The organism is Maribacter aquivivus (assembly GCF_900142175.1).
Classification (GTDB): Bacteria; Bacteroidota; Bacteroidia; order Flavobacteriales; family Flavobacteriaceae; genus Maribacter; species Maribacter aquivivus.
In genome coordinates this window covers 2,228,462-2,254,437 of record NZ_FQZX01000001.1, presented here as the reverse complement: position 1 = coordinate 2,254,437, position 25,976 = coordinate 2,228,462, and the positions used below count along the sequence as shown (strand labels likewise).

Annotated in this window: 29 protein-coding genes; 16 read left to right on the top strand and 13 right to left on the bottom strand. The window is 33.4% G+C overall.

The features are described 5' to 3' along the window. Position 1: 1 nt before the first annotated feature. The 4 genes from BUC31_RS09545 to BUC31_RS09530 are packed head-to-tail and all read right to left on the bottom strand — an operon-like array spanning position 2 to position 3,884. Positions 2–1,660, bottom strand: a complete 1,659-nt coding sequence (locus BUC31_RS09545; RefSeq protein WP_073243394.1) for an ArnT family glycosyltransferase — start codon at positions 1,658–1,660, stop codon at positions 2–4. Next, a complete protein-coding gene (locus BUC31_RS09540; protein ID WP_073243392.1) occupies positions 1,657–2,226 on the bottom strand; it encodes a phosphatase PAP2 family protein in 570 nt (189 codons plus the stop codon). The genes BUC31_RS09545 and BUC31_RS09540 overlap by 4 nt, the downstream gene beginning before the upstream one ends. Positions 2,227–2,231: 5 nt before the next feature. After that, entirely contained in the window at positions 2,232–2,459 is a 228-nt protein-coding gene (locus BUC31_RS09535) for a hypothetical protein (protein ID WP_073243390.1), read from the bottom strand. A gap of 57 nt (positions 2,460–2,516) precedes the next feature. Then, on the bottom strand, positions 2,517–3,884 hold the full coding sequence (locus BUC31_RS09530; RefSeq protein ID WP_073243388.1) for an MATE family efflux transporter: 1,368 nt from the start codon (positions 3,882–3,884) through the stop codon (positions 2,517–2,519). Between the two features lie 356 nt (positions 3,885–4,240). Between BUC31_RS09530 and BUC31_RS09525 the strand changes: the two genes are divergently transcribed. Then, the gene (locus tag BUC31_RS09525) at positions 4,241–4,645 is read left to right on the top strand and encodes a response regulator (protein ID WP_073243859.1); all 405 of its coding nucleotides are present in this window, start codon (positions 4,241–4,243) and stop codon (positions 4,643–4,645) included. A 2-nt stretch (positions 4,646–4,647) separates the two neighbouring features. Here BUC31_RS09525 and mazG read toward each other — a convergent pair whose 3' ends face one another. Next, on the bottom strand, positions 4,648–5,424 hold the full coding sequence (mazG, locus tag BUC31_RS09520; protein ID WP_073243386.1) for a nucleoside triphosphate pyrophosphohydrolase: 777 nt from the start codon (positions 5,422–5,424) through the stop codon (positions 4,648–4,650). A 172-nt stretch (positions 5,425–5,596) separates the two neighbouring features. Between mazG and BUC31_RS09515 the strand changes: the two genes are divergently transcribed. Together BUC31_RS09515 and BUC31_RS09510 are read left to right on the top strand one after the other, a co-directional pair. Continuing rightward, on the top strand, positions 5,597–6,430 hold the full coding sequence (locus tag BUC31_RS09515) for a sugar phosphate isomerase/epimerase family protein (protein WP_073243384.1): 834 nt from the start codon (positions 5,597–5,599) through the stop codon (positions 6,428–6,430). Positions 6,431–6,438: 8 nt separating this feature from the next. After that, the gene (locus BUC31_RS09510) at positions 6,439–7,341 is read left to right on the top strand and encodes an SMP-30/gluconolactonase/LRE family protein (protein ID WP_073243382.1); all 903 of its coding nucleotides are present in this window, start codon (positions 6,439–6,441) and stop codon (positions 7,339–7,341) included. 2 nt (positions 7,342–7,343) lie between these two features. Here BUC31_RS09510 and BUC31_RS09505 read toward each other — a convergent pair whose 3' ends face one another. After that, on the bottom strand, positions 7,344–7,814 hold the full coding sequence (locus tag BUC31_RS09505; RefSeq protein ID WP_073243380.1) for a hypothetical protein: 471 nt from the start codon (positions 7,812–7,814) through the stop codon (positions 7,344–7,346). A 224-nt stretch (positions 7,815–8,038) separates the two neighbouring features. Between BUC31_RS09505 and BUC31_RS09500 the strand changes: the two genes are divergently transcribed. From BUC31_RS09500 to BUC31_RS09485, 4 genes are read left to right on the top strand one after another with little or no spacing between them, the layout of a single operon-like run. Continuing rightward, a complete protein-coding gene (locus tag BUC31_RS09500; RefSeq protein WP_262987448.1) occupies positions 8,039–8,797 on the top strand; it encodes an MIP/aquaporin family protein in 759 nt (252 codons plus the stop codon). A gap of 14 nt (positions 8,798–8,811) precedes the next feature. Continuing rightward, positions 8,812–9,687, top strand: a complete 876-nt coding sequence (locus BUC31_RS09495) for an alpha/beta hydrolase (protein WP_073243377.1) — start codon at positions 8,812–8,814, stop codon at positions 9,685–9,687. A 20-nt stretch (positions 9,688–9,707) separates the two neighbouring features. Continuing rightward, a complete protein-coding gene (locus tag BUC31_RS09490) occupies positions 9,708–10,376 on the top strand; it encodes an SGNH/GDSL hydrolase family protein (protein WP_073243376.1) in 669 nt (222 codons plus the stop codon). Positions 10,377–10,388: 12 nt separating this feature from the next. Next, a complete protein-coding gene (locus tag BUC31_RS09485) occupies positions 10,389–11,999 on the top strand; it encodes a family 20 glycosylhydrolase (RefSeq protein WP_073243374.1) in 1,611 nt (536 codons plus the stop codon). A gap of 52 nt (positions 12,000–12,051) precedes the next feature. On the opposite strand, the gene BUC31_RS09480 is transcribed toward BUC31_RS09485, so the two are convergent. The 5 genes from BUC31_RS09480 to ruvX all read right to left on the bottom strand — a co-directional run bounded on the left by BUC31_RS09480 (position 12,052) and on the right by ruvX (position 15,266). Next, a complete protein-coding gene (locus BUC31_RS09480; RefSeq protein ID WP_073243372.1) occupies positions 12,052–12,438 on the bottom strand; it encodes a response regulator in 387 nt (128 codons plus the stop codon). A gap of 37 nt (positions 12,439–12,475) precedes the next feature. Beyond that, positions 12,476–13,564, bottom strand: a complete 1,089-nt coding sequence (locus BUC31_RS09475; protein WP_073243857.1) for a sensor histidine kinase — start codon at positions 13,562–13,564, stop codon at positions 12,476–12,478. 210 nt (positions 13,565–13,774) lie between these two features. Next, positions 13,775–14,203: a DUF5606 family protein gene (locus tag BUC31_RS09470; RefSeq protein WP_073243370.1), complete on the bottom strand. Its 429-nt coding sequence runs from the start codon at positions 14,201–14,203 to the stop codon at positions 13,775–13,777. Positions 14,204–14,264: 61 nt separating this feature from the next. Continuing rightward, a complete protein-coding gene (def, locus tag BUC31_RS09465) occupies positions 14,265–14,855 on the bottom strand; it encodes a peptide deformylase (protein WP_073243369.1) in 591 nt (196 codons plus the stop codon). Further along, positions 14,856–15,266 carry a Holliday junction resolvase RuvX gene (ruvX, locus tag BUC31_RS09460; protein WP_073243367.1) on the bottom strand — a complete coding sequence of 137 codons (411 nt, stop codon included), beginning with the start codon at positions 15,264–15,266 and terminating at the stop codon, positions 14,856–14,858. Between the two features lie 99 nt (positions 15,267–15,365). On the opposite strand from ruvX, the gene BUC31_RS09455 reads away from it, so the two are divergent. From BUC31_RS09455 to BUC31_RS09445, 3 genes are all read left to right on the top strand, one after another. Next, positions 15,366–16,181 (top strand): 2,3,4,5-tetrahydropyridine-2,6-dicarboxylate N-succinyltransferase, encoded by an 816-nt coding sequence (locus tag BUC31_RS09455; protein WP_073243365.1) that lies wholly within the window; start codon positions 15,366–15,368, stop codon positions 16,179–16,181. A 47-nt stretch (positions 16,182–16,228) separates the two neighbouring features. Then, on the top strand, positions 16,229–17,302 hold the full coding sequence (locus BUC31_RS09450; protein WP_139251917.1) for a glycosyltransferase family 9 protein: 1,074 nt from the start codon (positions 16,229–16,231) through the stop codon (positions 17,300–17,302). A gap of 270 nt (positions 17,303–17,572) precedes the next feature. After that, positions 17,573–18,367, top strand: coding sequence for a glycosyltransferase family 2 protein (locus tag BUC31_RS09445; protein WP_073243361.1), 795 nt, complete (start codon positions 17,573–17,575; stop codon positions 18,365–18,367). Here the strand turns inward: BUC31_RS09445 and BUC31_RS09440 are convergent. Then, positions 18,349–19,167 carry a glycosyltransferase family 2 protein gene (locus tag BUC31_RS09440; RefSeq protein WP_073243359.1) on the bottom strand — a complete coding sequence of 273 codons (819 nt, stop codon included), beginning with the start codon at positions 19,165–19,167 and terminating at the stop codon, positions 18,349–18,351. The genes BUC31_RS09445 and BUC31_RS09440 overlap by 19 nt on opposite strands. A gap of 98 nt (positions 19,168–19,265) precedes the next feature. Between BUC31_RS09440 and BUC31_RS09435 the strand changes: the two genes are divergently transcribed. The 6 genes from BUC31_RS09435 to BUC31_RS09410 are packed head-to-tail and all read left to right on the top strand — an operon-like array spanning position 19,266 to position 24,787. Beyond that, entirely contained in the window at positions 19,266–20,096 is an 831-nt protein-coding gene (locus BUC31_RS09435) for a glycosyltransferase family protein (protein WP_073243357.1), read from the top strand. Between the two features lie 16 nt (positions 20,097–20,112). Then, a complete protein-coding gene (locus BUC31_RS09430; RefSeq protein ID WP_073243355.1) occupies positions 20,113–20,673 on the top strand; it encodes an L-threonylcarbamoyladenylate synthase in 561 nt (186 codons plus the stop codon). Between the two features lie 4 nt (positions 20,674–20,677). After that, positions 20,678–22,102, top strand: a complete 1,425-nt coding sequence (locus BUC31_RS09425; RefSeq protein WP_073243353.1) for a CCA tRNA nucleotidyltransferase — start codon at positions 20,678–20,680, stop codon at positions 22,100–22,102. 14 nt (positions 22,103–22,116) lie between these two features. Further along, complete coding sequence (locus BUC31_RS09420) at positions 22,117–23,151, top strand: COX15/CtaA family protein (protein ID WP_073243351.1); 1,035 nt, start codon at positions 22,117–22,119, stop codon at positions 23,149–23,151. A gap of 26 nt (positions 23,152–23,177) precedes the next feature. Further along, complete coding sequence (locus BUC31_RS09415; RefSeq protein WP_073243350.1) at positions 23,178–23,675, top strand: IS1096 element passenger TnpR family protein; 498 nt, start codon at positions 23,178–23,180, stop codon at positions 23,673–23,675. 53 nt (positions 23,676–23,728) lie between these two features. Next, positions 23,729–24,787 carry a nucleoid-associated protein gene (locus BUC31_RS09410; RefSeq protein WP_073243348.1) on the top strand — a complete coding sequence of 353 codons (1,059 nt, stop codon included), beginning with the start codon at positions 23,729–23,731 and terminating at the stop codon, positions 24,785–24,787. A 96-nt stretch (positions 24,788–24,883) separates the two neighbouring features. Here BUC31_RS09410 and BUC31_RS09405 read toward each other — a convergent pair whose 3' ends face one another. Continuing rightward, positions 24,884–25,972 (bottom strand): hypothetical protein, encoded by a 1,089-nt coding sequence (locus tag BUC31_RS09405; protein ID WP_073243346.1) that lies wholly within the window; start codon positions 25,970–25,972, stop codon positions 24,884–24,886. Between the last annotated feature and the right edge of the window lie 4 nt (positions 25,973–25,976).

Sequence of the window (25,976 nt, the reverse complement as noted above, 5' to 3'; positions counted from 1 at the left end):
TTTAATAAATATGTAACAAGTGCATTTTACGAGTTACTTTCTTACGTGTATTCGGGTTTAAGAATTTGGCTTGTAAACGTGTTATTCTAAATTGATCTACCGAGAGCTGAGAATCCCAATCAAAGCCTTTTTCTTCAAGCATAGCCATCTCATCATCATTGACATATACCCAAATATCTTTTTTGTCTTTTAAATCCTCTGCAGTTGTAATTTGAACAGGAAATTGATTGTAAAAATCTAAAGACCACGTATAGTCTTTACCTACTTTATAAACTCGATCTACCGGAATATTTTTTTCTGCAATGACTTTAGACATTGAAGACCCACCTTGGTAGTCTAATAAATTAGGATAAAAATGTAAGTTTAAAACAGCATTTAAAAGTAGTGATGCACAAACTGAAATCGTAACCAATTTCATATATACTCCTTCCCTTTTTAAAGCATAATAGATGATTAGTATTGCCGCTCCAATTAAAAACACATATGCCACTACACTTCTTAATTTAAAGACGTAAAAACATATTAAAGCAGAAGCGATGAATACTATGCTAAGCACAAAGTATTGCCCTATCATTAAATACTTCACCGTTTTTTCTTTGTTTGCCGTATATAAATTATAAATATAGGCAGCGGTTATAACTGCAAATAATGGAATAGTAATGTTCAAATAATGAGGTAATTTGAACTGGGCAAAACTGATAATAATAAATATTAAAGTAATACCGCCAACAGTTAAAAATTCAGACCCCTGTACATACTTAAACTTTTGATTGATAAAGACCTTTATCTTATGATAGAATGCCGTAATACCTAAAATTGTCCAAGGAAGAAAAACCCATAAGAATGTATGAAAGAAGAAAAAGTAATCACTACTATTCTTACCAATACCTTCACCGCTTAAACGTTCAAAGCTTTGTTCCCAAAAAATAAAAAATATACCGCTACGATGGTCTTTACCACGTATCACTTTTTCAGGATGTAAATCAAACTGCAAATAATAAGCATATAACATTGGTGTAATCGTCACTGCAAATACCAATAACGCCAATAGCACTTTCCAGCTTAAAAACACTTTCCATTTACCTATATAAAACAAATGACAGAGTATGGGCAATCCTATTACTAATAGAGCGATTTGCCCTTTGGTTGAAAATGCAATACCTGCTGCAAAAGCACCAATTGCAATTGCCGACACACTACCATTCTCAATATATTTTGCCAATTGCCAAATTGCTAAAATACTGAAGCCTGTTAAAACGGCATCTGTACGAACATCTATAGCACCCAAAACAATAGTCTGTGCAGTCATAAAAACTAACGCTGCAAGTTTACCAACATGTTTATTATAAAGTAGACTACCTAAGCCATAACAACTATAAGCTGCTAATAAAGTGGCTAATATGCCTGGAATACGATAAGACCAATCATGAATACCGAATATTTTATACGATAAGGCTGCTAGCCAGTAATGCATGTGCGGCTTATCTAAATATTCTTCAGGACCTTTAAAGAGACTAAAAAAATCATTCTCTTGTACCATTCTCATGGCCATAACAGAAAACTGTGCAGAATCATTTTCAAACAACGTTACAAACATACCTGCAACGTATACCAAGAAAATTAAAAGAATTAAAAACCAGTACCTTAGATTAGATATCATAGGGAGAATTTGCGAAGTGCAAATATAAATAACTTTACAAACAACCAGCCGAATAGCGAGCCTATTACAGCACCAGTAATAATATCAAGTGGAAAATGCACTCCAATATACACTCGGCTAAATGCTACCAAGGCTGCCCACAGTACTAAAAACACCCCTAAATATTTAATACTAGACTTTAAAATAATACCAAAAAATACAGCTATTGCAAATGAGTTTGATGCATGGGCCGAAAAATAACCAAATTTACCACCGCAATAACTTTTCACCAAACGCATATAAGGTTCAACTTCTGGATCATGGCACGGTCGTAATCTAGCAACACCGTACTTAAAAAAATTACCTAGTTGATCTGTAACCGTTATTAAAAGAGCTATAGATACCAAAAGTACCATGGTTTTCTTACCTCCATATTTCTGAAACGAAAGTATCAGTAAAAATATATAAAGAGGTACCGCACTAAGTTTATTAGTAATGAACTGAAAAAAAGTATCCCATTGGGGCGTACCCAAACCGTTGAGGTATAAAAAAAGGTCTTTATCTAACTGTAAAAGCTCTTGAAGCATAATCGTTAATCTTCGTATCTAGATACTTCTCGATCATAAAATGCAGTTGCATCTTTAATCAAGTTTTCTGCCTCTTCTTCCAATTCCTTTTCATCTTCCTTTGAGAATTCTTCAAGCCATTCGACCTCATCATCTTCTAAGTTGATTATGAACCTTGGAAACTCGGTATGTACTACAAATATTGCTGTAGGGTAATCTGTATTATCACCCAATAAAAATTTTGGAAATTCCATAAAAATTGTAATCTATAAGTTGAAATGTATTTGTTGACAACAATCATAAATAGACTGTTACGCGGCAATTAATTTTTTAGTTAAATAATTAAATCGAAGATACAACATAATAGCCGATGCCGTTAACCCCGTCAGTAAACCAATCCAAATTCCGGTGCTCTTTAAATCTGTATGAAGACATAAATAATAACTAACAGGAAAGCCAATTAACCAATATGAAATAAACGTTATTACGGTAGGTATTTTTACATCTTGCAACCCACGTAAAGCACCCAAAACAACTACTTGAATACCGTCTGATATTTGAAAGAAAGCTGCAATCAATAATAGTTCTGCAGCAATGATTAATACCTCTGTGTTATCGGCAAAATTAGTCATGTCATCAATATCTAAATATAACGACGGAAACCAATGCCTACCGATTAAGAAAAGCGCGGCAAATACAATTTCGAGTAAGAAAGTCAATAGAAATATAGACTGTGCAATTCGTCGTAATTCTTTAAAGTTTGATAATCCTTTTTGATTGCCAACCCTAATCATTGCAGTAATACCAAGCCCCATACCAAACATAAAGGCCATACTACTTAAGTTAAGTGCTATTTGGTTGGCTGCTTGTGCATTTTTACCAAGAACGCCACTTAACCAAACTGCAGATGTAAAAATACCAACCTCAAAAAACATCTGTAAAGAAGAAGGAAATCCTAATTCTATAATCTTTTTTATCACCGTTTTTTCAATTTTTGCAAAATTGAATCCGGTTACATAAAACTTAAATTTTTCTTTCGTTTTTAAAATAAACCAAAGATAAAATACCATAAAAACTCTAGAGATCAAAGTACCAACTGCAGCACCTACAATACCCATTTCTGGAAATCCGAAATTACCAAAAATCAACAGATAGTTTAAAACAATATTAATGACGTTAGCAACGATAGTTGCATACATGGGGTATTTGGTCTGGGACAAACCTTCTGAAAACTGCTTAAATGCTTGAAAAATTATTAAAGGTACTAATGAGAAAGCCACCAAATCTAAATATGGCAATGCCAAGTCAACTACCTCAATAGGCTGCTTCATTGCATACATGATAGGTTTCGCCAATAAAATGAGTGCGAATAATGATAACCCTAAAACGGTACATAATAGTAATCCATGCTTTAAAGCACTTTTAGCATTTTCTTTAAGTCCCGCTCCATCAGCCTCGGCAACCAAAGGCGTAATTGCTGTAGAAAAACCAATACCTAAAGACATGGCAATGAAAACAAAACTGTTACCTAAAGATACTGCTGCCAGTTCTGCCGTTCCCAATTGACCTACCATAATATTATCTGCCAATTGCACAAAGGTGTGCCCCAACATTCCTAAAATAACAGGAACAGAAAGCTTAATATTATAACGAAATTCTTTGGTGTAATTCTGTAGCAAAACCTAAACTAAATTTTTGGCAAAGGTACCGTTAATTGAACAATTTACATTCGCTAAATAGAGGTTAAATAATCAATAATATGATACAAAAAATACGAACTTAACTAAAGTAATTTGAGCAAAGTATACCTATTTAATCAAAAGGTTGTAGAAAAAAAATTGAATAAAAAACGAGGACAATAATAAATTAAAACATTAAAAATCAACACTATATAAATTAAAATAACACAGAAATACACATAAATGTAACCTATTTACACTTGTAAATTGATCATCTATACATTTTACAAATACTATTATACCATAACCGGCCGTTATTAATGCAAACACACCTAGTACCATTAATTACAATTATTATGAACCAAGAACCATTGGTTTGGGTTATCGACGATGACGATATCTCCAAATATGTAATGAAACGATATCTTAATCAATTGTCAATTACTAGAATTGTAGATTTTCCAGATTCAGTACAACCATTAAAACTGATTCAAGATAAGTATGCATCTTTAGACGAACTACCAGATATCATTTTCCTTGATTTACATATGCCAATTTTAAATGGCTTTGATTTTGTTAAGGATTTTCAAACGGTAGCAACAAAAATTGATAAGAAAATTAAGATTATCATGTTAACATCTTCAATAAATGGTGAAGATGTTGATCATGCCAAAACCTATCCAGAAATAACAGATTATTTTATAAAACCAATTAAGCATAGAGATTTGGCGAGAATTATGAATGTTGAATTAAAGAAATAGAATTACTCTTTAGTTTTTGCTTCATTCCAATATACATCCATTTCTTCTAAAGACATATCATTCATTTCTTTACCAATTTCTTTTGCCTTTGCTTCAAGGTATTGAAAACGTTTTATAAATTTTTTATTGGTTCGCTCTAGTGCATTTTCAGGGTTTACACCTAAAAATCTAGCATAATTAATCATAGAAAAAAGTACATCTCCAAATTCAGCCTCAATTTTCTCTATATCTCCAGCCTTTACTTCTACTTGAAGTTCACCAAGCTCTTCTTGTACCTTTTCAAAAACTTGTTGTGGTTCTTCCCAATCAAAACCAACACCAGAAACTTTATCTTGAATACGATTAGCTTTCACCAATGCAGGTAAACTTTTTGGAACGCCCTCAAGAACACTCTTCTTACCTTCTTTTAACTTTATCTGTTCCCAATTTCTTTTTACATCTTCGGCATCAATTACTTTAACATCACCATAAATATGCGGGTGCCTATTTACTAGCTTGTCACAAATAGCATTTGCTACATCTGCAATATCAAAATCATTAGTTTCTGATCCTATTTTAGAATAGAAAATAATATGCAGAAGCACATCACCCAATTCCATCTTAACTTCATTAAGGTCATTATCTAAAATAGCATCGCCTAACTCATACGTTTCCTCAATGGTAAGGTGTCGTAACGATTGCATGGTCTGCTTTTTATCCCACGGGCATTGCTCACGCAACTCGTCCATGATGGTTAATAGCCTATCTAATGCCTCCAATTGTTCTTTCCTACTATTCATGCCCAATTTTTTTTACAAAAATACACAACCACTAATTGCTGCACTAAAAATGCTGTTTAGTTTTCGTACATTTAAAATCACAATATTATTTAAGACTATCAGCATTACTCAAGCAGATTTCAGATAGCTTTAAAAATCCAAACAACTAACAACAACATTACACACTACACCAATGAACACAAGACGAAAATTCATAAAAAATGCTAGTCTATTAAGTGCAGCCACACTATTATTACCGCAAATAACAATGGCGACTACTAGAAATTCAAGTTATGGCGTTCAGTTATATTCTTTTAGAGATGACATGCTTGCCGATCCAATTAAAACTTTAGAGAAAATTGCAAGCCTAGGTTTTAAAGAAATTGAAAGTGCCGGATCGTCTAAAGGGTATTACTATGGGTTGACTCCCGCTCAAATGGGTGAAACCTGTAAAGCACTAGGAATGTCACTCACCAGTGGTCATGTACATTTAGATGATAAATTTGAGCAAACCATGGCAGATGCCGTTGCTTCTGATCAAGAATATTTAATATGTTCTTCAATGCCATCTGACGGGCAAACGGTAGATAATTACAAAAAAGTAGCAGAGCAGTTTAATATAGCTGGCGATGCTTGTAGAAAGCATGGTTTAAAATTTGGTTACCACAACCATGAGTATGAATTTGAGTCTGAAAACGGAGAAGTACTTTATGATGTGCTTATGGATAATACCCAAAAAGAGTTAGTGCATATGGAACTGGACTTGGGCTGGGTAGTAATTGCTGGAAAGGACCCGTTGCATTACTTTAAAAAATACCCAGGCAGATTCCCGCTTTGGCATTTAAAAGATATGGATATGCATGAAAAAGTAAGTACAGAATTCGGTAAGGGTATACTTGATGTTCCATTAATGCTTGAAATGAAAGAACAATCTGGTGTTCAATATATTTATATAGAACAAGAAGAATATGCAAGTTCACCTTTTGATAGCATGATGCATAACATGAACTACTTAAAGAACTTATAGCCACATATATGAAATTTTATAACCGATTAATTTTCACTTCTCTACTATTGACAGCCATAGTTTCTTGTAAATCTCAACAGAAGGCACTGATTACCGATGGCTCTAAACTTGTACAGGTTGCTAATAATTTCAGCTTCACGGAAGGGCCGGCATCAGACAAAAATGGTAATGTTTATTTTACCGATCAGCCGAATAATAAGATTCTAAAATGGAACCAAGCCGACAATTCTATAAACACTTTTATGGAATCATCAGGTAGGGCAAATGGATTGTATTTTGACAATAATGAAAATTTATTGGCAGCTGCCGATGATAAAAATGAATTATGGAGAATTCATAAATCAGGTGAAATTGATACCTTGATTGCTGATTTTGAAGGCAGAAAATTGAATGGCCCTAATGACCTTTGGGTTGATTTAAAAGGAGGAATCTATTTTACAGATCCTTACTACCAAAGAGAATATTGGACAAGGACCGAAGCTGACATTAAAGAAAAAAATGTCTATTATATTTCACCAGATTTAAAAAACATCTCAATAGTAGCGAAAGGGCTAACACAACCTAACGGAATAATTGGCACTCCAGACGGAAAAATTCTTTACGTTGCAGATATAGGTGACAAAAAAACATACTCCTACTCCATTCAAAAAGATGGCACTTTAAGTGACCGTAAACTTTTTACAGACATAGGTTCAGATGGTATGACAATTGACAACCTAGGTAATATTTATTTAACAGGTGAAGGTGTTACCATTTTCAATTCAAAAGGTGAACGGTTAAAGAATATACCTATCAATGAAAACTGGACAGCCAACGTAACGTTTGGTGGTAAAAATCAAGATGTATTATTCATTACCGCAATGGGCTCGGTGTATACTTTGCAAATGAATGTACATGGTGTTAGATATTAGATTTATTGCTTGGTAAATCTTCTATTCAAAACACCCGGTAAATCTTCATTTACACCTTCGGTTAAAACAGATGAATTTAAAACCATAGTACTAAAATTAGTTGTGTTTAAATCAAGCACACTACTTTGAAAAGTCCACTTACCAGTGAAGTTATTGGTTCTACCACAACGTATTGCATAAAAATCACCAGTTACACTGGTAATATCAAGCTCTACCAAATTGAAATCCCATGTACCGTCTGCATTAATTTTTAAAGTGCCGTCTAAACAGTCAAGCTCATCTAACATATTATTAGAAGCAGTACCATCTTCATTAACATCTTGAGCTACATTCACATTTATTTCGGTCAAGCTATATGTACCTATTACCAAGGCACTATCGTCAGTTTTGGTATCACTATCATCAAATAAGCAACTAACAAAAAGAAAAACCAGACAGGTAAAAAGAGAATAGGTATATTTTTTCATAAGCATAATAAAATCGATTAATCCTTCATTGAAGGTAGGCAAAACAATCTATTATATGTCATTAGCTCAACACATTGGATTATGAAAAATATCTTCAAATCTCGATTTTTATTAAAGTTCTCGAATATAGGCTCAATAGACATTATATTGAAATTCATATAATTACATAGTTATAATTATCAATTACCTAACAAAAGGTTTTATTTCTTATTAATTCCTTGATTTTAATTATCTTAAACGACTTAAAATCCAACCAAACTATGATTACGTATATTTTTGAATTTATTGGCACTGCAATGTTAATTCTTATAGGAAATGGAATTGTTGCCAACATTGTATTAAAAGGAACAAAAGGAGCCGATGCCGGTTGGACGGGAATTTCTCTTGCATGGGGTATTGCCGTATTTATCGGAGTATTTATTTCTGCCGATGCCAGTGGTGCTCACCTAAATCCTGCAGTAACTATTGCTTTAGCTGTTGCTGGAAAATTTTCTTGGGCAACAGTACCTGGGTATATAGTAGCACAAATTTTAGGCGCTATGATGGGCAACCTATTAGTATGGCTCAATTATAAAAAACAATACGAAGCCACCGAAGATACTGATGCAATTTTAGCCACCTTCTCCACTTCACCAGCTATTAAAAGTCCATTTTGGAATCTAATGACTGAAATTATTGGAGCCTTCGCCCTTGTATTCGGCGTATTTTATATAGCAAGCGGCACTATGGGTGACAGTTCAATTTCACTAGGATCATTAGACGCGCTACCCGTTGCATTATTGGTAATGGGTATTGGCTTTGGATTAGGTGGACCAACGGGTTATGCCATTAACCCTGCACGTGATTTCGGTCCGCGTTTACTTCATTCTATTCTTCCTATCAAAAATAAAGGAAATAGTAATTGGGGTTACGCATGGGTACCAATTGTGGGACCAATAATTGGCGGAGTTTTAGCTGCCTTAGTGTTTATGCTCATTGAAACCCTTTAATAAAATTAACTACTATGAAGCATCTTTTTCTACTTACTTGTATTTTTACCACTATGAATATACTTGCCCAAAAAGAAGTAGACTTACCGTTTGAATCTGACCCAAATGTAAATTGGGCGACAGCTGAAAAAGAATACTACTCAGATATTTGGGAAACAAATGTAATAACCAACGTAGCTATACCTAGGTTAGAAGTTTTTGAAGCAGACCAACCAAATGGTACTAGTGTAATAGTTGCCCCTGGCGGCGGACTTTACGGATTAAGCATCGATAGTGAAGGTCGAGATGTTGCAAAATGGTTGAATAAAAAAGGAATTACCGCATTTGTTTTAAAATATAGATTGGTACCCACTGGCATTGACGGTATACAAGAAATATCTAACGAAAGCGTCAATAACCCAGCGAAAATCGGAGAAAGGGTTACTCCCGTTTTACCACTTTCTATTGCAGATGGTCTTGCAGCTATATCATATGTTAGAAAAAATGCAGCTGAAATGAAATTAGACCCTAACAAAATTGGATTTATGGGCTTTTCTGCGGGTGGCGCAGTAACCATGGGCGTAACGTTTAACTATACAGCAGCAAACAAACCAAATTTCATAGTACCTGTTTACCCTTGGATGACCGTGATAAGTGATTATACCGTTCCAGAAGATGCACCGCCAATGTTAGTTATATGTGCTTCGGATGACCCATTAGGTTTAGCAAAACCAAGTACAGATTTATATTCGGCTTGGTTGAAAAATGGAAAGATAACCGGGATGCATATGTACTCTAAAGGCGGACACGGTTTTGGCATGAAAACTCAAAATTTAGCTTCAGATGATTGGATATCTCAATTTTACCAATGGGCATTAACAGAAGATTTTACAGTAGCGGCGAATAAATAACACATCATCAACTACCACAAATGAAAAACTTAAACTCTATCGCAATTCTTACATTTTGCACCTTTTTATTATCAACTGCGAGTTTCGCTCAAACAGAAAATGTATTTACAAGGGAAGTAAAAGATATCACCGTTAAATACGACAGCATTTGGGACTCAAGCAAGGAGACCATTGTTTTCACTGGCAGTTCTAGTGTACGATTGTGGAGAAAGTTAGAACAAGAATTTCCAAACCATCAAATTGTAAATAGTGGTTTTGGGGGCTCACAAGCATCAGACTTGTTGTTATTTATGGACGAATTGATTTTATCCTATAATCCTAAAAAAGTATTTATTTACGAAGGTGATAATGACTTATGGGCAGATAAAAGTCCTGCTGATGTTCTTGATACGACTGCAGAGATCATCCGTCGAATAAAATCTAAAAATCCTGCCACTGAGGTTATCTTAATTGCGGCAAAACCAAGTATTAGCAGATGGAAGATTCGAGGAAAGTATAAGCGGTTGAATAAAAAAATGGAACGTTTTACTAAAAACGACCCACAATTGTATTACGTAGATGTTTGGAAACCTATGTTGAACAAACGAAAGCTAAAAACCGATATATTTATTGAAGATGGCCTACACATGAACCAAAAAGGTTACGATATTTGGTATGAAGCCATGAAAGATTTAGTAAACCAACCCTAATTACACTACATAATGAAGACCTTTTGTATTCGAAGTCTATTTTTTGCAAGCCTAACACTCTTATTAATCGCTTGTGGCGAAGAGAAAAAAGAGCGTATTACAATGCCAACTACAGATTTATCTAAAGCTAGCTTAATACCTAAGCCTTTAAAGACCATACCTACAAACTCTGCTTTTGCATTAGATCAGTTTACAGCAATTTACACCTCTAAAGATGCTACAGGTTTTGAAGAAGTTGGTACTTTTTTAGCAGACAAAATAAAAGATAAAATTAACCTGAACATACCAGTTAATACAGAAGGTGCTAATACTGTAGAGAGAGTAATTTATATTAATCAGAGCGATAGTACAGATTTAGCAGCGCCAGAAGCTTATCAGTTATATATAAATCAAGATTCTATCATCATAAACGCTAACACAGCAGAAGGTGCTTTTAGAGGCATACAAACCTTAAGACAGTTAGTACCTTTAGAAAGCAATGATACTTTAGCGTTGCAGAAAATATGGCCAGTACCATCGGGTAAGATTACTGACAACCCTAATTTTGCATATAGAGGTTCTATGTTAGATGTTGCAAGACACTTTTTTAGTGTAGAAGATGTTAAAAAATATATTGACCTTTTATCCTACTACAAAATAAATGTTCTTCACTTACACCTTAGTGACGACCAAGGCTGGAGAATTGAAATAAAATCGTGGCCCAAACTTACAGAGGTTGGCGGTAGTACAGAAGTAGGTGGTGAATCTGGCGGATTCTATACACAAGAAGATTACAAAGAAATTGTACGCTACGCTGCCGAAAGATACATGACCATTATACCTGAAATTGATATGCCTGGTCATACCAATGCAGCATCTGTATCTTATCCTTTTTTGAATGGAAATGGAAAAACGCCTAAACTATATGAAGGTATGCGCGTTGGTTTTAGCACTTTTGACACTCATAAAGATACTGTGTATGCTTTTATAGACGATGTGGTTAGAGAAATCTCTGCTATCACTCCAGGTCCATATTTTCATGTAGGTGGAGATGAGAGTCATGTAACAAAAAAGAAAGATTACATCTACTTCATTAATAAGGTTGAGAAAATAGTACAGAAACACGGTAAGCGTATGATCGGCTGGGATGAAGTTGCCATTGCAAATGTAGATTCCACTTCAATTTCTCAATGGTGGGCAAGCGAAGAGAATGCTAAAAAAGCAGTAGATAAGGGAATGCAAATAATTGTTTCTCCTGCTAAGAAGGCATATTTAGATATGGAATATGACACCCTATCTAAATTTGGCTTACACTGGGCTGCTTATATACCTGTAAATACCGCATACATTTGGACCCCCGAAGAATATGGCATACCAATGGAAAACATTTTAGGTGTTGAAGCGCCACTTTGGTCAGAAACCATAAGCAATATTGATGAGCTTGAATACTTAGCCTTCCCAAGAATTATTGGTTATTCTGAATTAAGCTGGAGCACTAAAGAAAATAGAGATTGGGAAAACTACAAAGTACGATTAGCAGACCAAGCACCATTTCTTGACAGAATGGATGTGAAGTACTACCCTTCTAAATTAATAGATTGGAAGAAAAGCGACTACACTTACGAAACCATAAAAAAGGACTAACGAAATACGCTACTTTATAAAAAGCCTTGATTAAAAAATTAAGGCTTTTTATTTACAGCTCAATTTTCTTCGATTTCAATTGGGATATTACAGTGTTTAAATGCTGAAAATTAATAGGTTTTTCTAAATACTCTACAATATTTTGATAACCATCTGCCTTTAATTTATCATCATTTCTAAATGAAGATGTTGTTATTATAACTGGTATATCTGAGCATAGGTTCAATTCGTTTACCTTATCAAGAAAATCCCATCCGTCTAAAACAGGCATATTAATGTCCAGTAAAATTATATCAGGACAGGCATTTGTTTTTAAATAATCAAGTCCTAGTTGACCGTTTAAAGCTATAGTAATATTTTTATATCCAAATTTTTCAAGATTTGTTTTAGTTATAAAATTCGTTACATCATCGTCTTCAATTACTAATATTCGTATCATTTTTTTGTGGTTTTAATTATGCTTGTGATTATTTATTTTAAAAAATTACTGTAAACTCTGTGCCCTTATTTACTTGACTTTTTACATCAATGGAACCTCCGTTTTCGCTAATGATAGTTTTCATTATATACAAAGCAACACCCAAACCATCTACATGCGTATGTAGACGTTTAAATAAGACGAAAATTTTATCTGAAAACTCTTGATCAAAGCCTAGTCCATTATCTTTGAACGACAATTGAACTTTACCATCGACTTGTTTTGTTTCAATTTTGATGCTTAATTTTCTTTTAGGATGCCTATACTTAAGAGCATTTGACATAAGGGCTTGAAGTACACTCTCTAATTGTACTTTATTATAATTAATTGAAGAACAGCCAGAGTAGTCTTCTTTTATTATTGTTCTACCTTCTATTATTTCTTTAGAATAACTAGCTTTTAATTTACTTACAACTTCAGAAAAACCTAATTCTATTTTAGGCGCACCAAAATTAGATTTAATGGCAATCACCATATTTAAAGCGGTAATTTTATCGCACATTACTTTGGTGACCACATTCATTTTTTCAACGATAGGCATAACTTCATTAGAGCTAATATTAGATTCTAAAGCCATTCGCAATAGGCTCTTTAAATTGGTAAGCGGAGCTCTTAGATCATGTGCAGCTACATAAGAAAAATCTTCTAACTCTTGATTTTTCTTTTTCAAATTTTCATTGACTTCTATTAATGAAGTCTTAGTACTTTTTAATTTTTGAACGGTATCAATAACATTAGTAACGTCTAGGGTTGTGATACCTAAGTAATCTCCAATTTTAAATGCCCTAGACATAAAAGTAACCTCAGTAAATTCACCTTTAAACAATAACTCATCAAAACCTATTGGCACGCCTGTATCTATAACATTCTTATAGGCATCATACCGCTCTGTTCCCTCTAAATAAGGGAATATATCTAGAATGTTTTTACCTATAAAATTTTCTTTTTCAATTCCAATAGTATCAACACTAGCCTGATTTACATCAACAAAATTCATATCTCTGTCTAGAATCACAAATGGCGAATATGCATTTTTGAAAAAAGCACTTTTCAATTCACAATTAATTTCAAAATCACCTTTTATCATATCAATCAAATTTTGTTTCAACTATTAAGCTATACCGCAAATTTGCAGTATTTAATATCTTATCTCAATTGATATATGATGGATAAAAGAAAGGTATAGATGAATGGTAAAATACTATAGATGAACAGTTTAATAACACTCATTGCCTTAAGTATTAAACATAAAAAAAGCCCCATAAGGGCTTTTTTTATTCATATTATATCATAAAGACTATTCTTCCTCAGAAGCTTCTTCACTTTCTACCTCTTCACTAGAAAAGTCAGTAATCTTATTTTCAGTTAAAATATTATACCATTGAATAACCTTTTTAATGTCACTTACATAAACACGATCTTCATCATAGTCAGGTAGTACTTCAAAAAAGTATTCTTCTAACTTTATTTTCTCCTCTTTATGCCCAATAGATGTTTTACCTCCATTTTCCTTCTCTTGTATTTTCTTGAATACATCTCTCAAAGGCACTTCTTCCTCAAGCGTATAAATAGCTATTTCAGACAATACACTAACGCTACTACGTAAGCTTACTGTTATTCTTTTTCCATCTAACAAAGACTCAGCCACAAAACCTGTTCTGGTTTGTGTAATCAATTTATATAAACCTGGTTTTCCTGCAACTGATAAAATTTTCTCTAACCCCATAAACTATTTTAAAATTTCAAGTGGACAAATATTACACTTTTCTATTAATAATAAAGGCATTTTAACGTCCTTTTTTCATTGCCGGAAATTTCATGCGATAGTCTACACTAATCTTTCCTTTAGAAATATTGGTTAATCTCCCTTTCAACATTCTCTTTTTTAGAGCCGATAATTTATCTGTAAACAACACCCCTTCTATATGGTCATATTCATGTTGAATTACACGAGCCAATAAACCATCAAAAGTTTTTTCATGCTCTTTAAAGTTCTCATCTAAATAGGTAATTTTAATGGTACCCTTTCTGCTTACATCTTCACGAACATCTGGTATACTAAGGCAACCTTCATTAAAAGCCCATTCATCACCAGATTCTTCTTCTATAGTAGCATTAATAAATACTTGTTTAAAACCGTCTAACTGTTTTTGTTCTTCTTCAGTTAAATCTTCATCACCTGAAAAGGGAGTTGTATCAACCAAAAATATACGAATTGGCAATCCTATTTGCGGTGCCGCAAGACCTACACCACTAGCGTTATACATGGTCTCCCACATGTTAGCCAACAAATCATTCAGTTTTGGATAATCTTTATCAATATCATCCGCTACTTTTCTTAATACGGGATCACCGTATGCAATAATGGGTAAAATCATTTATAATGTCTTTAAAAAATCTTGTAATATAATAGTTGCACTAATCTCATCGATTAGTGCTTTGTTTTTTCTTTGTTTCTTCTTTAATCCGCTATCTATCATGGTCTGAAAAGCCATTTTAGATGTAAAACGCTCATCATGTCTTTTAATAGGCATGGAAGGAAATTTCTCTGCCAACTTTACCAAAAACGGAGCAATATGCACTTCAGATTCAGATGCGGTATTATCCATTTGTTTTGGCTCGCCTACCACAATAGTCTCTACCTTTTCTTTGGAAATATAATCAGCTAAATATTCAAAGATTTCAGCAGTGGCAACAGTCGTTAAACCGAATGCTATCATTTTCATATCATCGGTAACAGCTAAGCCAATACGTTTTTCTCCGTAATCAATTGCAAGAATTTTTCCCAAACTTAATTTTTGGCAAAAATAAAGGATAATTTGTTATATGTGCCCATGCGCATGGCTAATTACTGTACTTCAACTTATATTTGAGAAAATTTTATGAAAATGACAGAGTTAAGAGCACAAATAGAAAAAGCATGGGACAATAGAGACCTTTTAAAGGAATCTGCAACCCAAGACAGCATAAGAGAGGTGATCAACCTTTTAGATATAGGAAAATTAAGATGCGCCGAGCCAACTGCAGACGGATGGCAAATTAATGAATGGGTAAAGAAAGCGGTAGTTATGTATTTCCCTATTCAGAAAATGGAAACCTTAGAAGCTGGTATTTTTGAGTACCACGATAAAATGCCATTGAAAAGAGGCTATAAAGAAAAAGGGATTCGTGTTGTACCAAATGCCGTTGCAAGACATGGCGCATATATTGCCCCAGGTACTATTTTAATGCCTAGTTATGTAAATATTGGTGCATATGTAGACGAAGGTACCATGGTAGATACTTGGGCTACTGTTGGTAGCTGTGCACAGATCGGTAAAAACGTACACTTAAGTGGTGGTGTTGGTATTGGCGGGGTTCTTGAACCATTACAAGCTTCACCAGTTATTATAGAAGACGGTGCATTTATTGGATCGCGTTGTATTGTAGTTGAAGGTGTTAGAGTTGAAAAAGAAGCAGTACTTGGAGCGAATGTTGTTTTAACAATGAGCACCAAAATTATTGATGTTACAGGTGAAACTCCCGTAGAAACAAAAGGTGTTGTTCCAGCACGTTCAGTAGTGATACCTGGTAGTTATACCAAGAAATTCCCTGCTGGTGAATTTCAAGTGCCATGCGCCTTAATTATAGGAAAAAGAAAGGAAAGTACTAACAAAAAGACGTCATTGAACGATGCACTTAGAGAGTATGATGTTGCGGTTTAATGGATAATTATATTTAATTTCCATTTTTAATTAAAATTAAAATTGTGGTGGGAAATAAATTCTTAGTTATTCAGCAGAAAATGATTGGCGATGTACTAAATAGTACGCTAATCTGTGAACATCTAAAAATTCATTTCCCATATGCCACTATACACTATGTAATCTACGAACATACATTGCCTGTAGTTGAAGGCAATCCTTTTATTGATAAAATTATACTTTTTAAAAAAGAGTATAAAAAAAGTAAAAGCAAATTCTATAAGTTTCTCAAGGAATTTAAACAGGAAGAATATACAGCTGTAATTGATGTATATTGTAAAACTGAAAGCAATTTAATAAGCTATTTTTCTAAAGCAAAAACTAAAATTTCATACGAAAAATGGTATTCAAAATTCATATATACAGACCTATTTACCTATTCTAAATCTACGGATACTGAATTAGGTTTAGCTGTTGAAAATAGATTGCTATTATTAAAACCTTTAATCGACAAATTAAAGGAAGAAAATTTAGCTCCAAAAATCTTTTTAAGAGAAGAAGAATTAATAAAGGCTAAAGACCTTTTAATAAAGTCAGGTATTGATTTATCCGAACCAATACTTATGATTGGAATTAAAGGTAGTAGTGATGACAAAACCTATCCTTTAAAATATCTCGCTGAATTAATCAATGAAATTACCAATCTTAAAAGTATCAATATACTTCTGAATTATACCCCAGATCAAAAATCAAGTGTTCAAGAGCTATTAAGTTATTGTTCTGAAAATTCTAAAAATTGCATACATGAGGATATTTTCTGTAATTCATTAAGAGATTTCTTAGCATTATTAAAACAGTGCAACGGGTATTTTGGAAATGAAGGTGGAGCATCAAATATGTCAAAAGCTTTGGGCGTTCCAAATTTTGCAATTTTCTCACCTTGGATTTCTAAAGAAGCTTGGTTTACCTATCATAGCGACCCAAAAAATTGGGCTGTTCATCTTAAAGATTTTAAACCTGAACTAATAAACAATAAATCTAAGAAAGAAAAAAAAGAAAATGTTATATCATTATACAAAGAATTTACTTCTGATCTCTTTAAAGATAAGGTGATATCATATATGGAATCTCAAATATTTTAGAGCACACTGATTATCAATATATCAACCAACCTTAACAATTTCTAAGTATTTAGCAATCTACACTTCCATTAATATGGTTATCATAAAAGACGGGAGTTTTTTGATAATTGAACGCAACCATTTAAAAAAACATCCTCTTATAAACTGAACCAAGCTATAACGTTGAATTTCAATTGTGTAAGAATTTTACTGCTTAACACAATTTTTTAATTCTTTTTTTGTTATAACTTTGTTCGCTCCGATTAGAGCAAACCAATCAAATTGGAAAGTATGATTACCAAAAAAGAGCAACTTACCGCATTAGTAATTACGTATAACGAAATTGGGTACATTGAAAAGTGTATTGAATCAGTTTCTTTTGCTGATGAAATTATTGTAGTTGATTCTTTTAGTACTGACGGAACTTACGAATATTTAAAAGAGCATCCGAAAGTAAAAGTCATTCAAAATCCGTTTGAGAACTTTACCGCTCAAAAATCATTTACCTTAAAACAAGCCACAAATGATTGGGTTTTATTTTTAGATGCTGACGAAATTGTTTCTGATGCTTTACAAAATGAAATTTCAGAGACAGTAGCTAGTGATACTGAGATAGCAGCATTTTGGTTCTATCGTCAGTTCATGTTTAATAATGAAAAATTGAATTTCAGCGGATGGCAAACTGATAAAAACTACAGACTTTTTAGAAAAAGTAAAGCTGTATTTTCAGACTGCAAAATTGTTCATGAAACATTAGATGTTGATGGTACTTCTGGTATTCTCGAAGAAAAACTAACTCACTACTGTTATAAAAATTACGAAGACTACAAAGGTAAAATGCTGAAATACGGCCGTTTAAAGGCTATTGAATCATTTTACAAAGAAAAGAAGTTTAGTTATGTAATGATGCTTTTAAAAACCAGTTGGAAGTTTTTTAACCATTACTTTTTACGTCTAGGTATACTAGATGGTAAAAAAGGTTTTACAATTTGCTACTTAAATTCATTGGGTGTTTTAGAACGTTATAATGAACTTAAAAGATTGGAGCAAAAAAATGAATTAGCGTATTACTTAGTAATGCCATAGAACGTCCACACGCTTTTTTCCTTTTTTGTAGTATTTCTTATTCCCACATTCTTTGCAATAGATTCTGGTGTCTTATACCCTCTTTTATGATCTAAGTGCACACAAACAGCACTATAACGTAGTTGCTTAGACTTTAAGCCAAAGTTGAACAAACGCTCACCTAGCTCTCTATCTTGACCACCATATTGCATGCGTTCATCAAATCCGTTTACATTTTCAATATCTTTTTTCCACCCAGAAGAGTTATGTCCGTTCCAACTTGCATTGGTAGGAGTTACCCAATTTAAAATTTTAGAAATAAATCCTTTAGCGGTAAGCTTATTATTTTTGAAAGTCTGTGGTATTCCTTTATCCTTCAACCATTGAATATTAAAGCATCGTTGATTTTCTATATCGTCTAGAGTAATTAGTTTAGAAATATTCATGGGAAGCATGTAATACCCACCAGAAATAAAATAACCAGGTTCTTTATTAATATAGTGCACCTGAACAAAATCTTCACGAGGTATACAATCACCATCAGTCATGATAATGTAATCTGCAGAACAGGCGGTTACAGCTTTATTTAATATTCTAGATTTCTGAAAGCCATCATCTTCTTGCCAAACATGCACAATTGGGTAATGCACCTTTTCAGCCATTTCTACAAGTAACTCTTTCGTAGGTGCCTTTGATCCATCATCAGCAATTACAACTTCAAAATCTTTGAATATTTGTTGCTCAAAGCCCCAAAGTACCTTCTTCAACCACTCTTCGGCATTATATGTACTAACAATGATACTTATTTTAGGAATCTCCATGCTACGTTTCAAATTACTGCAAAAATATAAAACTCTTATCTATCTTTGAGCTAGAAAAGAAGGTCTCTCAATAAAGAGACAAATTACAGCATTGTAAAATGAAGTTAAAAGAAATTCCTGTATCAATTTACAATTCGGTTAAACTTTTAGCCCTTTCGTCTAAAAGTATGATAACTGAAGATAAGAAAGAAATACCAGTAATTGTTTCTTTAACCTCCATTCCATCAAGGCTAGGTATACTTCATTTAACTATAAGAAGCCTCTTAAACCAAAATGCGCGACCCAAGAAAATAATTCTATGGTTACACCATTCTTTAAAAAATGAAATTCCCAAAAAACTAGCCACTTTAGAAAATGATTTATTTGAAATCATGTATTCAGATTTAACATGTTCACATAGAAAGCTTATTCATAGTCTAGAATTATTCCCTAATGATATAATTGTTACTTGTGATGATGATATGATGTATAGACCAAATTGGCTTGGATTATTACATAAAGAACACCAAGCACATCCTAACAAAATTATCGCGAATCAGACCAGATATATTACATATAACAAACTTGGAGAATTACAATCGTATAAGAGTTGGGTCTTTGATAAAAACTTAAAATTTAGAGAATCTGCCGTAATACCAATTGGCGCTGAGGGCGTTTTATATCCGCCAAAATCTCTTTCAGAAAAAGTAACGGACACCGCATTATTTTTAGAATTGGCGCCAAAAGCAGATGATTTATGGTTTAAAGCAATGGCTTTTTTAAGAGGAACCGAGTCAATGCATGCAAAAAATAAAGCTAAAACACCTATACCTATAATTGGATCTCAAAAACAATCTCTTAAAAAATCGAACATTGGAGGCAATAAGAATAAGACTCAATGGTTAGCAATAACCAATTACTTCAACATTAAGCCCAATAATTTTCTATAATCCAAGCTAAAAACAAATGACAGAGGAAATCAACAAATGCATAGAAGTTTTAGAAAATGGCGGACTCATACTCTACCCCACAGATACAATTTGGGGTATTGGTTGTGATGCTACAAATGAAAAAGCGGTAGAAAAGGTATATAAGCTAAAACAGCGCGAAGACAGCAAAGCATTGATCTGTTTAGTTGCCAACGATGCCATGCTCGAAAAACATGTTGAAAAGGTATCTGATCTTGCTTATGATATTATTGACCTAGCTACCAAGCCCACGACTATAATATTCGACAAACCCCGTGGGGTGGCTAAAAACTTAATAGCAAAAGACAATACTTTAGCTGTAAGAGTAGCATCAGATAAATTCTGCCAATACCTGATAGGTAAGTTTAAAAAGCCAATTGTATCCACATCTGCCAACGTATCTGGACAACCTACTCCAAAATCTTTCCAAAATATAGATTCAGCCATTTTAAAAGGTGTAGACTATGTGGTAAATTTGCATCGTGAGAAACAGAATAGCTCCGCCTCGTCAATTATTAGATTAGCTAATGATGGTACGGTGAAGATTATTCGAGATTAAGAACATGCAAGAGAGCTATACAGACGCTTTAAACAACCCAATTTTCAAGATTATATCAGAAGCTGCAGAAGAACTTTCTGTAGACTGTTATGTAATTGGAGGTTTTGTAAGAGATTATTTTTTAAAACGTAACATACCTAAAGATATAGATGTTGTTGCCATTGGCAGCGGTATTAAACTTGCCGAAAAAGTTGCCTCTAAATTAGAAGGTAAACCTCAAGTATCGGTTTTTAAGAATTTTGGTACTGCCATGATCAAAAGTGATGGTATTGAACTTGAATTTGTTGGTGCACGTAAAGAAAGTTATCAACGCGATAGTCGTAAACCCATCGTTGAAGATGGCACTTTAGAAGATGATCAAAAAAGACGCGATTTCACTATAAACGCTTTGGCCCTTTCATTGAACAAATCAAACTACGGAGAGCTTCTTGACCCTTTTGGTGGTATTGCAGATTTAGAGAACAAGATTATAAAAACTCCTTTAGAACCTGGCATTACCTATTCCGATGACCCTTTACGTATGATGCGGGCCATTCGTTTTGCTACTCAATTAGATTTTCAGATAGCACTACCCTCTTTACAAGCTATTACCGAAAATAAAGACCGTCTAAAAATTGTTTCTAATGAGCGAATATTAGATGAACTTCATAAAATAATGTTGTGTAAAAAGCCTTCTTTAGGCTTTTCATTACTTCATAAAACAGAACTACTAGAGCTAATTCTACCGGAACTAACTGCATTACAAGGCATAGAAGAAATTGAAGGTCAAAAACATAAGGACAATTTTTGGCATACTTTAGAGGTAGTTGATAATATATCTGAAGCTACAGATGACCTTTGGTTACGCTGGGCTGCTTTATTACATGATATAGGTAAAGCACCGACCAAAAGATTCCATAAAAAAATTGGATGGACATTTCACGGGCATGAATTCGTAGGATCCAAGATGGTCTTTAAATTATTCAAACGTTTACGGATGCCATTGAACGAGAAAATGAAATTCGTTCAGAAGATGGTTTTAATGAGTTCAAGACCTATTATACTATCTGAAGATTATGTAACCGATTCAGCTGTACGTAGATTGGTTTTTGATGCCGGTGATAATGTAGAAGATTTAATGACTTTATGCGAAGCAGATATCACTACTAAAAACCCGAAGAAGCAGCGTAAATACCATCAGAATTTTAAGATTGTTCGACAAAAAATTGAAGAAGTAGAAGCGCGTGACCATGTTAGAAACTTTCAACCACCTATTAGTGGAGAAGAAATAATGGAAACTTTTTCATTAAAACCATCGAAAGAAATCGGAATTATAAAAGAAGCGATTAAAGAAGCGATTTTAGAAGGAGAAATACCAAATGAATATAAAGCTGCACAAGATTTCATGTATCTTAAGGGTGCTGAATTAGGTCTACAGAGTATAAAATAGAATGGATATTATTTATGGATATTACATTTAGAAAAATTGCCAAAATATCTTTGGTATTAGTTTATTTAGTGATTGTCGCAGGTGCCGTTGTTAGAATGACAGGTAGTGGCATGGGTTGCCCAGATTGGCCCAAATGTTTTGGCTACTATATACCCCCAACAGAGGTAACCGAAATACAATGGCAGCCAGATAGATTGTTTGAAAAAGGTCAAGTGATTATTTATCGTGAATCCTTACAGGTTTCTAAAAAAGATTTCACAACTAGCAATTCGTTCAATTCTGAAAACTGGGAATTATACACTAAACATGATTATGCAGAATTTAACCCTTGGCATACCTGGATAGAATATATAAATAGGCTTTTTGGTGCCTTAGCCGGTCTTGCCACCCTTCTGTTAGCCATAATGTCTATTAAATTTTGGAAGAAGAAAAAGCGTATACCCATACTATCATGGTTAGTGGTTGCAGGCATGGTTTTTCAAGCTTGGTTAGGAGCAACGGTTGTATACTCCGTTTTAGAGCCCGCAAAAATCACCGTTCACATGCTTATGGCATTAGTAATCGTAGCCATATTACTTTACGTTATCTATTTAGCAAATGAAGAGAATAAACGTATTAAATATGATAAATTAGTATTGAATATCAGTATTGTAGCAATAGTATTGACACTTATTCAAATTGCCATGGGTACCCAAGTTCGACAATTTATAGACGAGCAAATAGACATTTTCGGTTATAATGCAAGAGATCATTGGTTGAGAAACCCTGAATTATTATTTTATATACACCGTTCATTTTCTATCCTTGTCATTTTAGTAAACGCTTTCTTAGCATATAGAATTACAAAGTTAGATTTAGGCCACTTTAAAATTTACTGGGTCTTGTTTTTACTGGTGGTAGAAATATTTACGGGTATTGCCATGAACTATTTAGATTTTCCATTTGCTAGTCAGCCGTTACATCTTGTGTTGGCCTCTATTCTATTCGGAGTTCAATTCTACATACTTTTAGATGCATTAATGCCTAGAAAAGATTCGAAAACTTCGTAACTTTGCCCTCCCACAAAAATTAAGGTATGATTTATAAAATTCGTGTAATTCTAGACGCTGAAGAAGATATTTTCAGAGATTTAGAGATTGAGTCCCATAATTCATTAGAAGAATTTCATAATGCCATTACTCAGGCATTTGGCTTTTTAGGTAATGAAATGGCTTCTTTTTACACCTGTGATGAAGAGTGGAAACAAGACGAAGAGATTGCACTTTTTGATATGAGTGAATCTGGTACTGATGTACGGTTAATGAATGAAACCTTTTTAGAGGATATTATGACCGAGAACAACCCTAAACTGATTTATGTTTATGACTTCATGAACATGTGGACGTTTTTCGTTGAGCTTGCAGATATTCAAGAAAATGAAGATGGTCGCTCTTACCCTAATGTACTTTTTACATTTGGTGAGCTACCAGAAACTCCGCCAGAAAAGAACTTTGAAGCTGAGAACAGCGCTTTCGATTTCGATGATACTTTTGAAAATTACGACGATTTAGATTTCGATGAAAATTGGAATTAAATTTCGAGTTAAAATATATTTTCGCTTACTAACCATTTAATTTAGAACATTTTATGATTAACCTATATGCTACCCAAATTGAAAGTATTTCTATACATAGAGTTGGTAACAAAAATAAGAATGAAGGTGTTTTTCTTTCAGAAGAACCATTTAGACTTAATGACGAAACTACAGGGCTGTTAAAAGAATATTTTTTTAAGCCTTTTAGAGAAAAAGAAGAGAACTATTTTAAACTAGCTAATGAAGTTGATGTTGAATTCAACGAATTATACAAAATAGTAAGTGAAGTTTTTGAAGACCCTTCAAAAGCACATTTAAATTCAAAAAAAGTAGCCTCTTTATTATTTGAGCAATCTAACCACCCACATATTAAAAGTGGTGAAGTATATGTTGCTTTTCTTTCTGGGTTGCTTTTAGACAATAAAAAAGTAGATGCCATAGGTATCTTTAAAAGTGAGTTAAAACACGATTTTATTCAGTTCGAAGAAAAGAACAGCAATTTAGATATCGTAATTCAACAAGGTATCAATATAAATAAACTAGATAAAGGGTGTTTAATTTTCAACGTTGAAAAAGAAGAGGGTTACAAGGTACTTTCAGTAGATAGTAATAAGTACGACACAAAGTATTGGATAGAAAATTTTTTAGGTGTTGAACCACTTTCAGATGACAACTTTAAGACAAAAAACTATTTGAAATTTTGTCAAGATTTTGCTAAAGAGGTTGTTTTACCAGCAGAAGACAAGCAACAAGAGGTTTTATTCATGAACCGTGCTGTAAACCACTTTGCAAAAAATGATGCTTTTGAAGAGACTACTTTCTTAAACGAGGTGATGGAAAATCCTGAATTGATTCCAGAATTTAAACATTACAAAGCAGAGAAAGGCCCTAAGTTTAGCATTGAAGATGTTTCCACGTTTGACATTGCCAACAAGGCAGTTTCAGATGCTCGTAAAAAGATAAAGAATGTTATTAATTTGGATACCAATATTCAGATTAAAATGGATTTCATTAACCCAGAATCTGCAGAAAAATTTGTTGAAAAAGGTTGGGATGAAGAAAGACAAATGTATTATTACTTAGTGTACTTTAACAAAGAACAAAAGAGCTAGTTGTTCTTAAAATTACTGAGCTTTTAACAAGCAAAAAGCCGATTATTTTCATAAGAAAATAATCGGCTTTTTAAATATTATAACTGCTTAAATATTTTAGTTATTAATTTTAATATTGTGTTCTATAATCTGTTTTACACTTACGTCTTCATAATTTCTACGAACAAAATTAAGCGCTAAATCTAGTACCTCACCCATAGTTTTACAAGTCTGAAAGTCCATATCCATAGTAAGAACTTCAATCTGTTCTCTTAACATAGCTATATTTTCTGGGGTAGAAATTTCATCAGTTTTACAGATAGCTCGTAATTTTTTAATTCTGTTTCCAGAACTTAAAATTCTTTTAGCCACCATAGAACGCTCTTCTAATTTGTATTGATCCACAGAATCATGGGTTAACTTTTTACGAACCAATTCAACCATTTGGTAATTTTCCTTAAAAAACTGCGGTCTATATACTTTCAACTTGCCTTCAAAACACTGTTGATCAAAATCAATGGCACGTATTTTATACACTACATGGTCAAAATCATGTGTAGGCACTATTACATAGTTATATGACCTCATATCTCCTAGTAATCTAATCATGCAACGTTCATTGAATTTTACGAATTCTTTTGCCAGTTGCGCTTTTTCTCTAGGGGTACATTTGGGCAAATTATGTTTGATAAATTCATCCCCGGGTATACCTGCAATATGTTCTTCAATTAAGGTGTCTTTATACACCAAAAAGTTTAGGTTGTATGGTGAAAGCATATGCTCTAATTCTAACCCATAAATACGAGATGCATCCGTCTTTTTTACATAGAAATAGGTGAAATTATCATTCAATATATTTCTAACTTTAATTCTAAAAGGTTTAGAGTTACCGAACGTACAGAAATCAACAGCATCAACATTTAAATATTGATGAATATTATCGCTTCCATCAGAATGTAAAATAGAATATACTTTCTTTAAACTATCATCTATTTCTTTTCTATCAAATTCTGAATAATACGCACGTACCCAAAGGGTATCTTCATCATTTTTATCATACACCACAACCGACCCAGAAAACCGAAGCAAATCGTCGTAAAAAATGGGTATTTCAATCTTTCTGCTATAGTGTTCCAAATAGCCATCCAAGGCCTCACTTACAGGGTAAGCTGGTTTCTTTTTTGACATCAATCTTTCTTCTGACATGCTT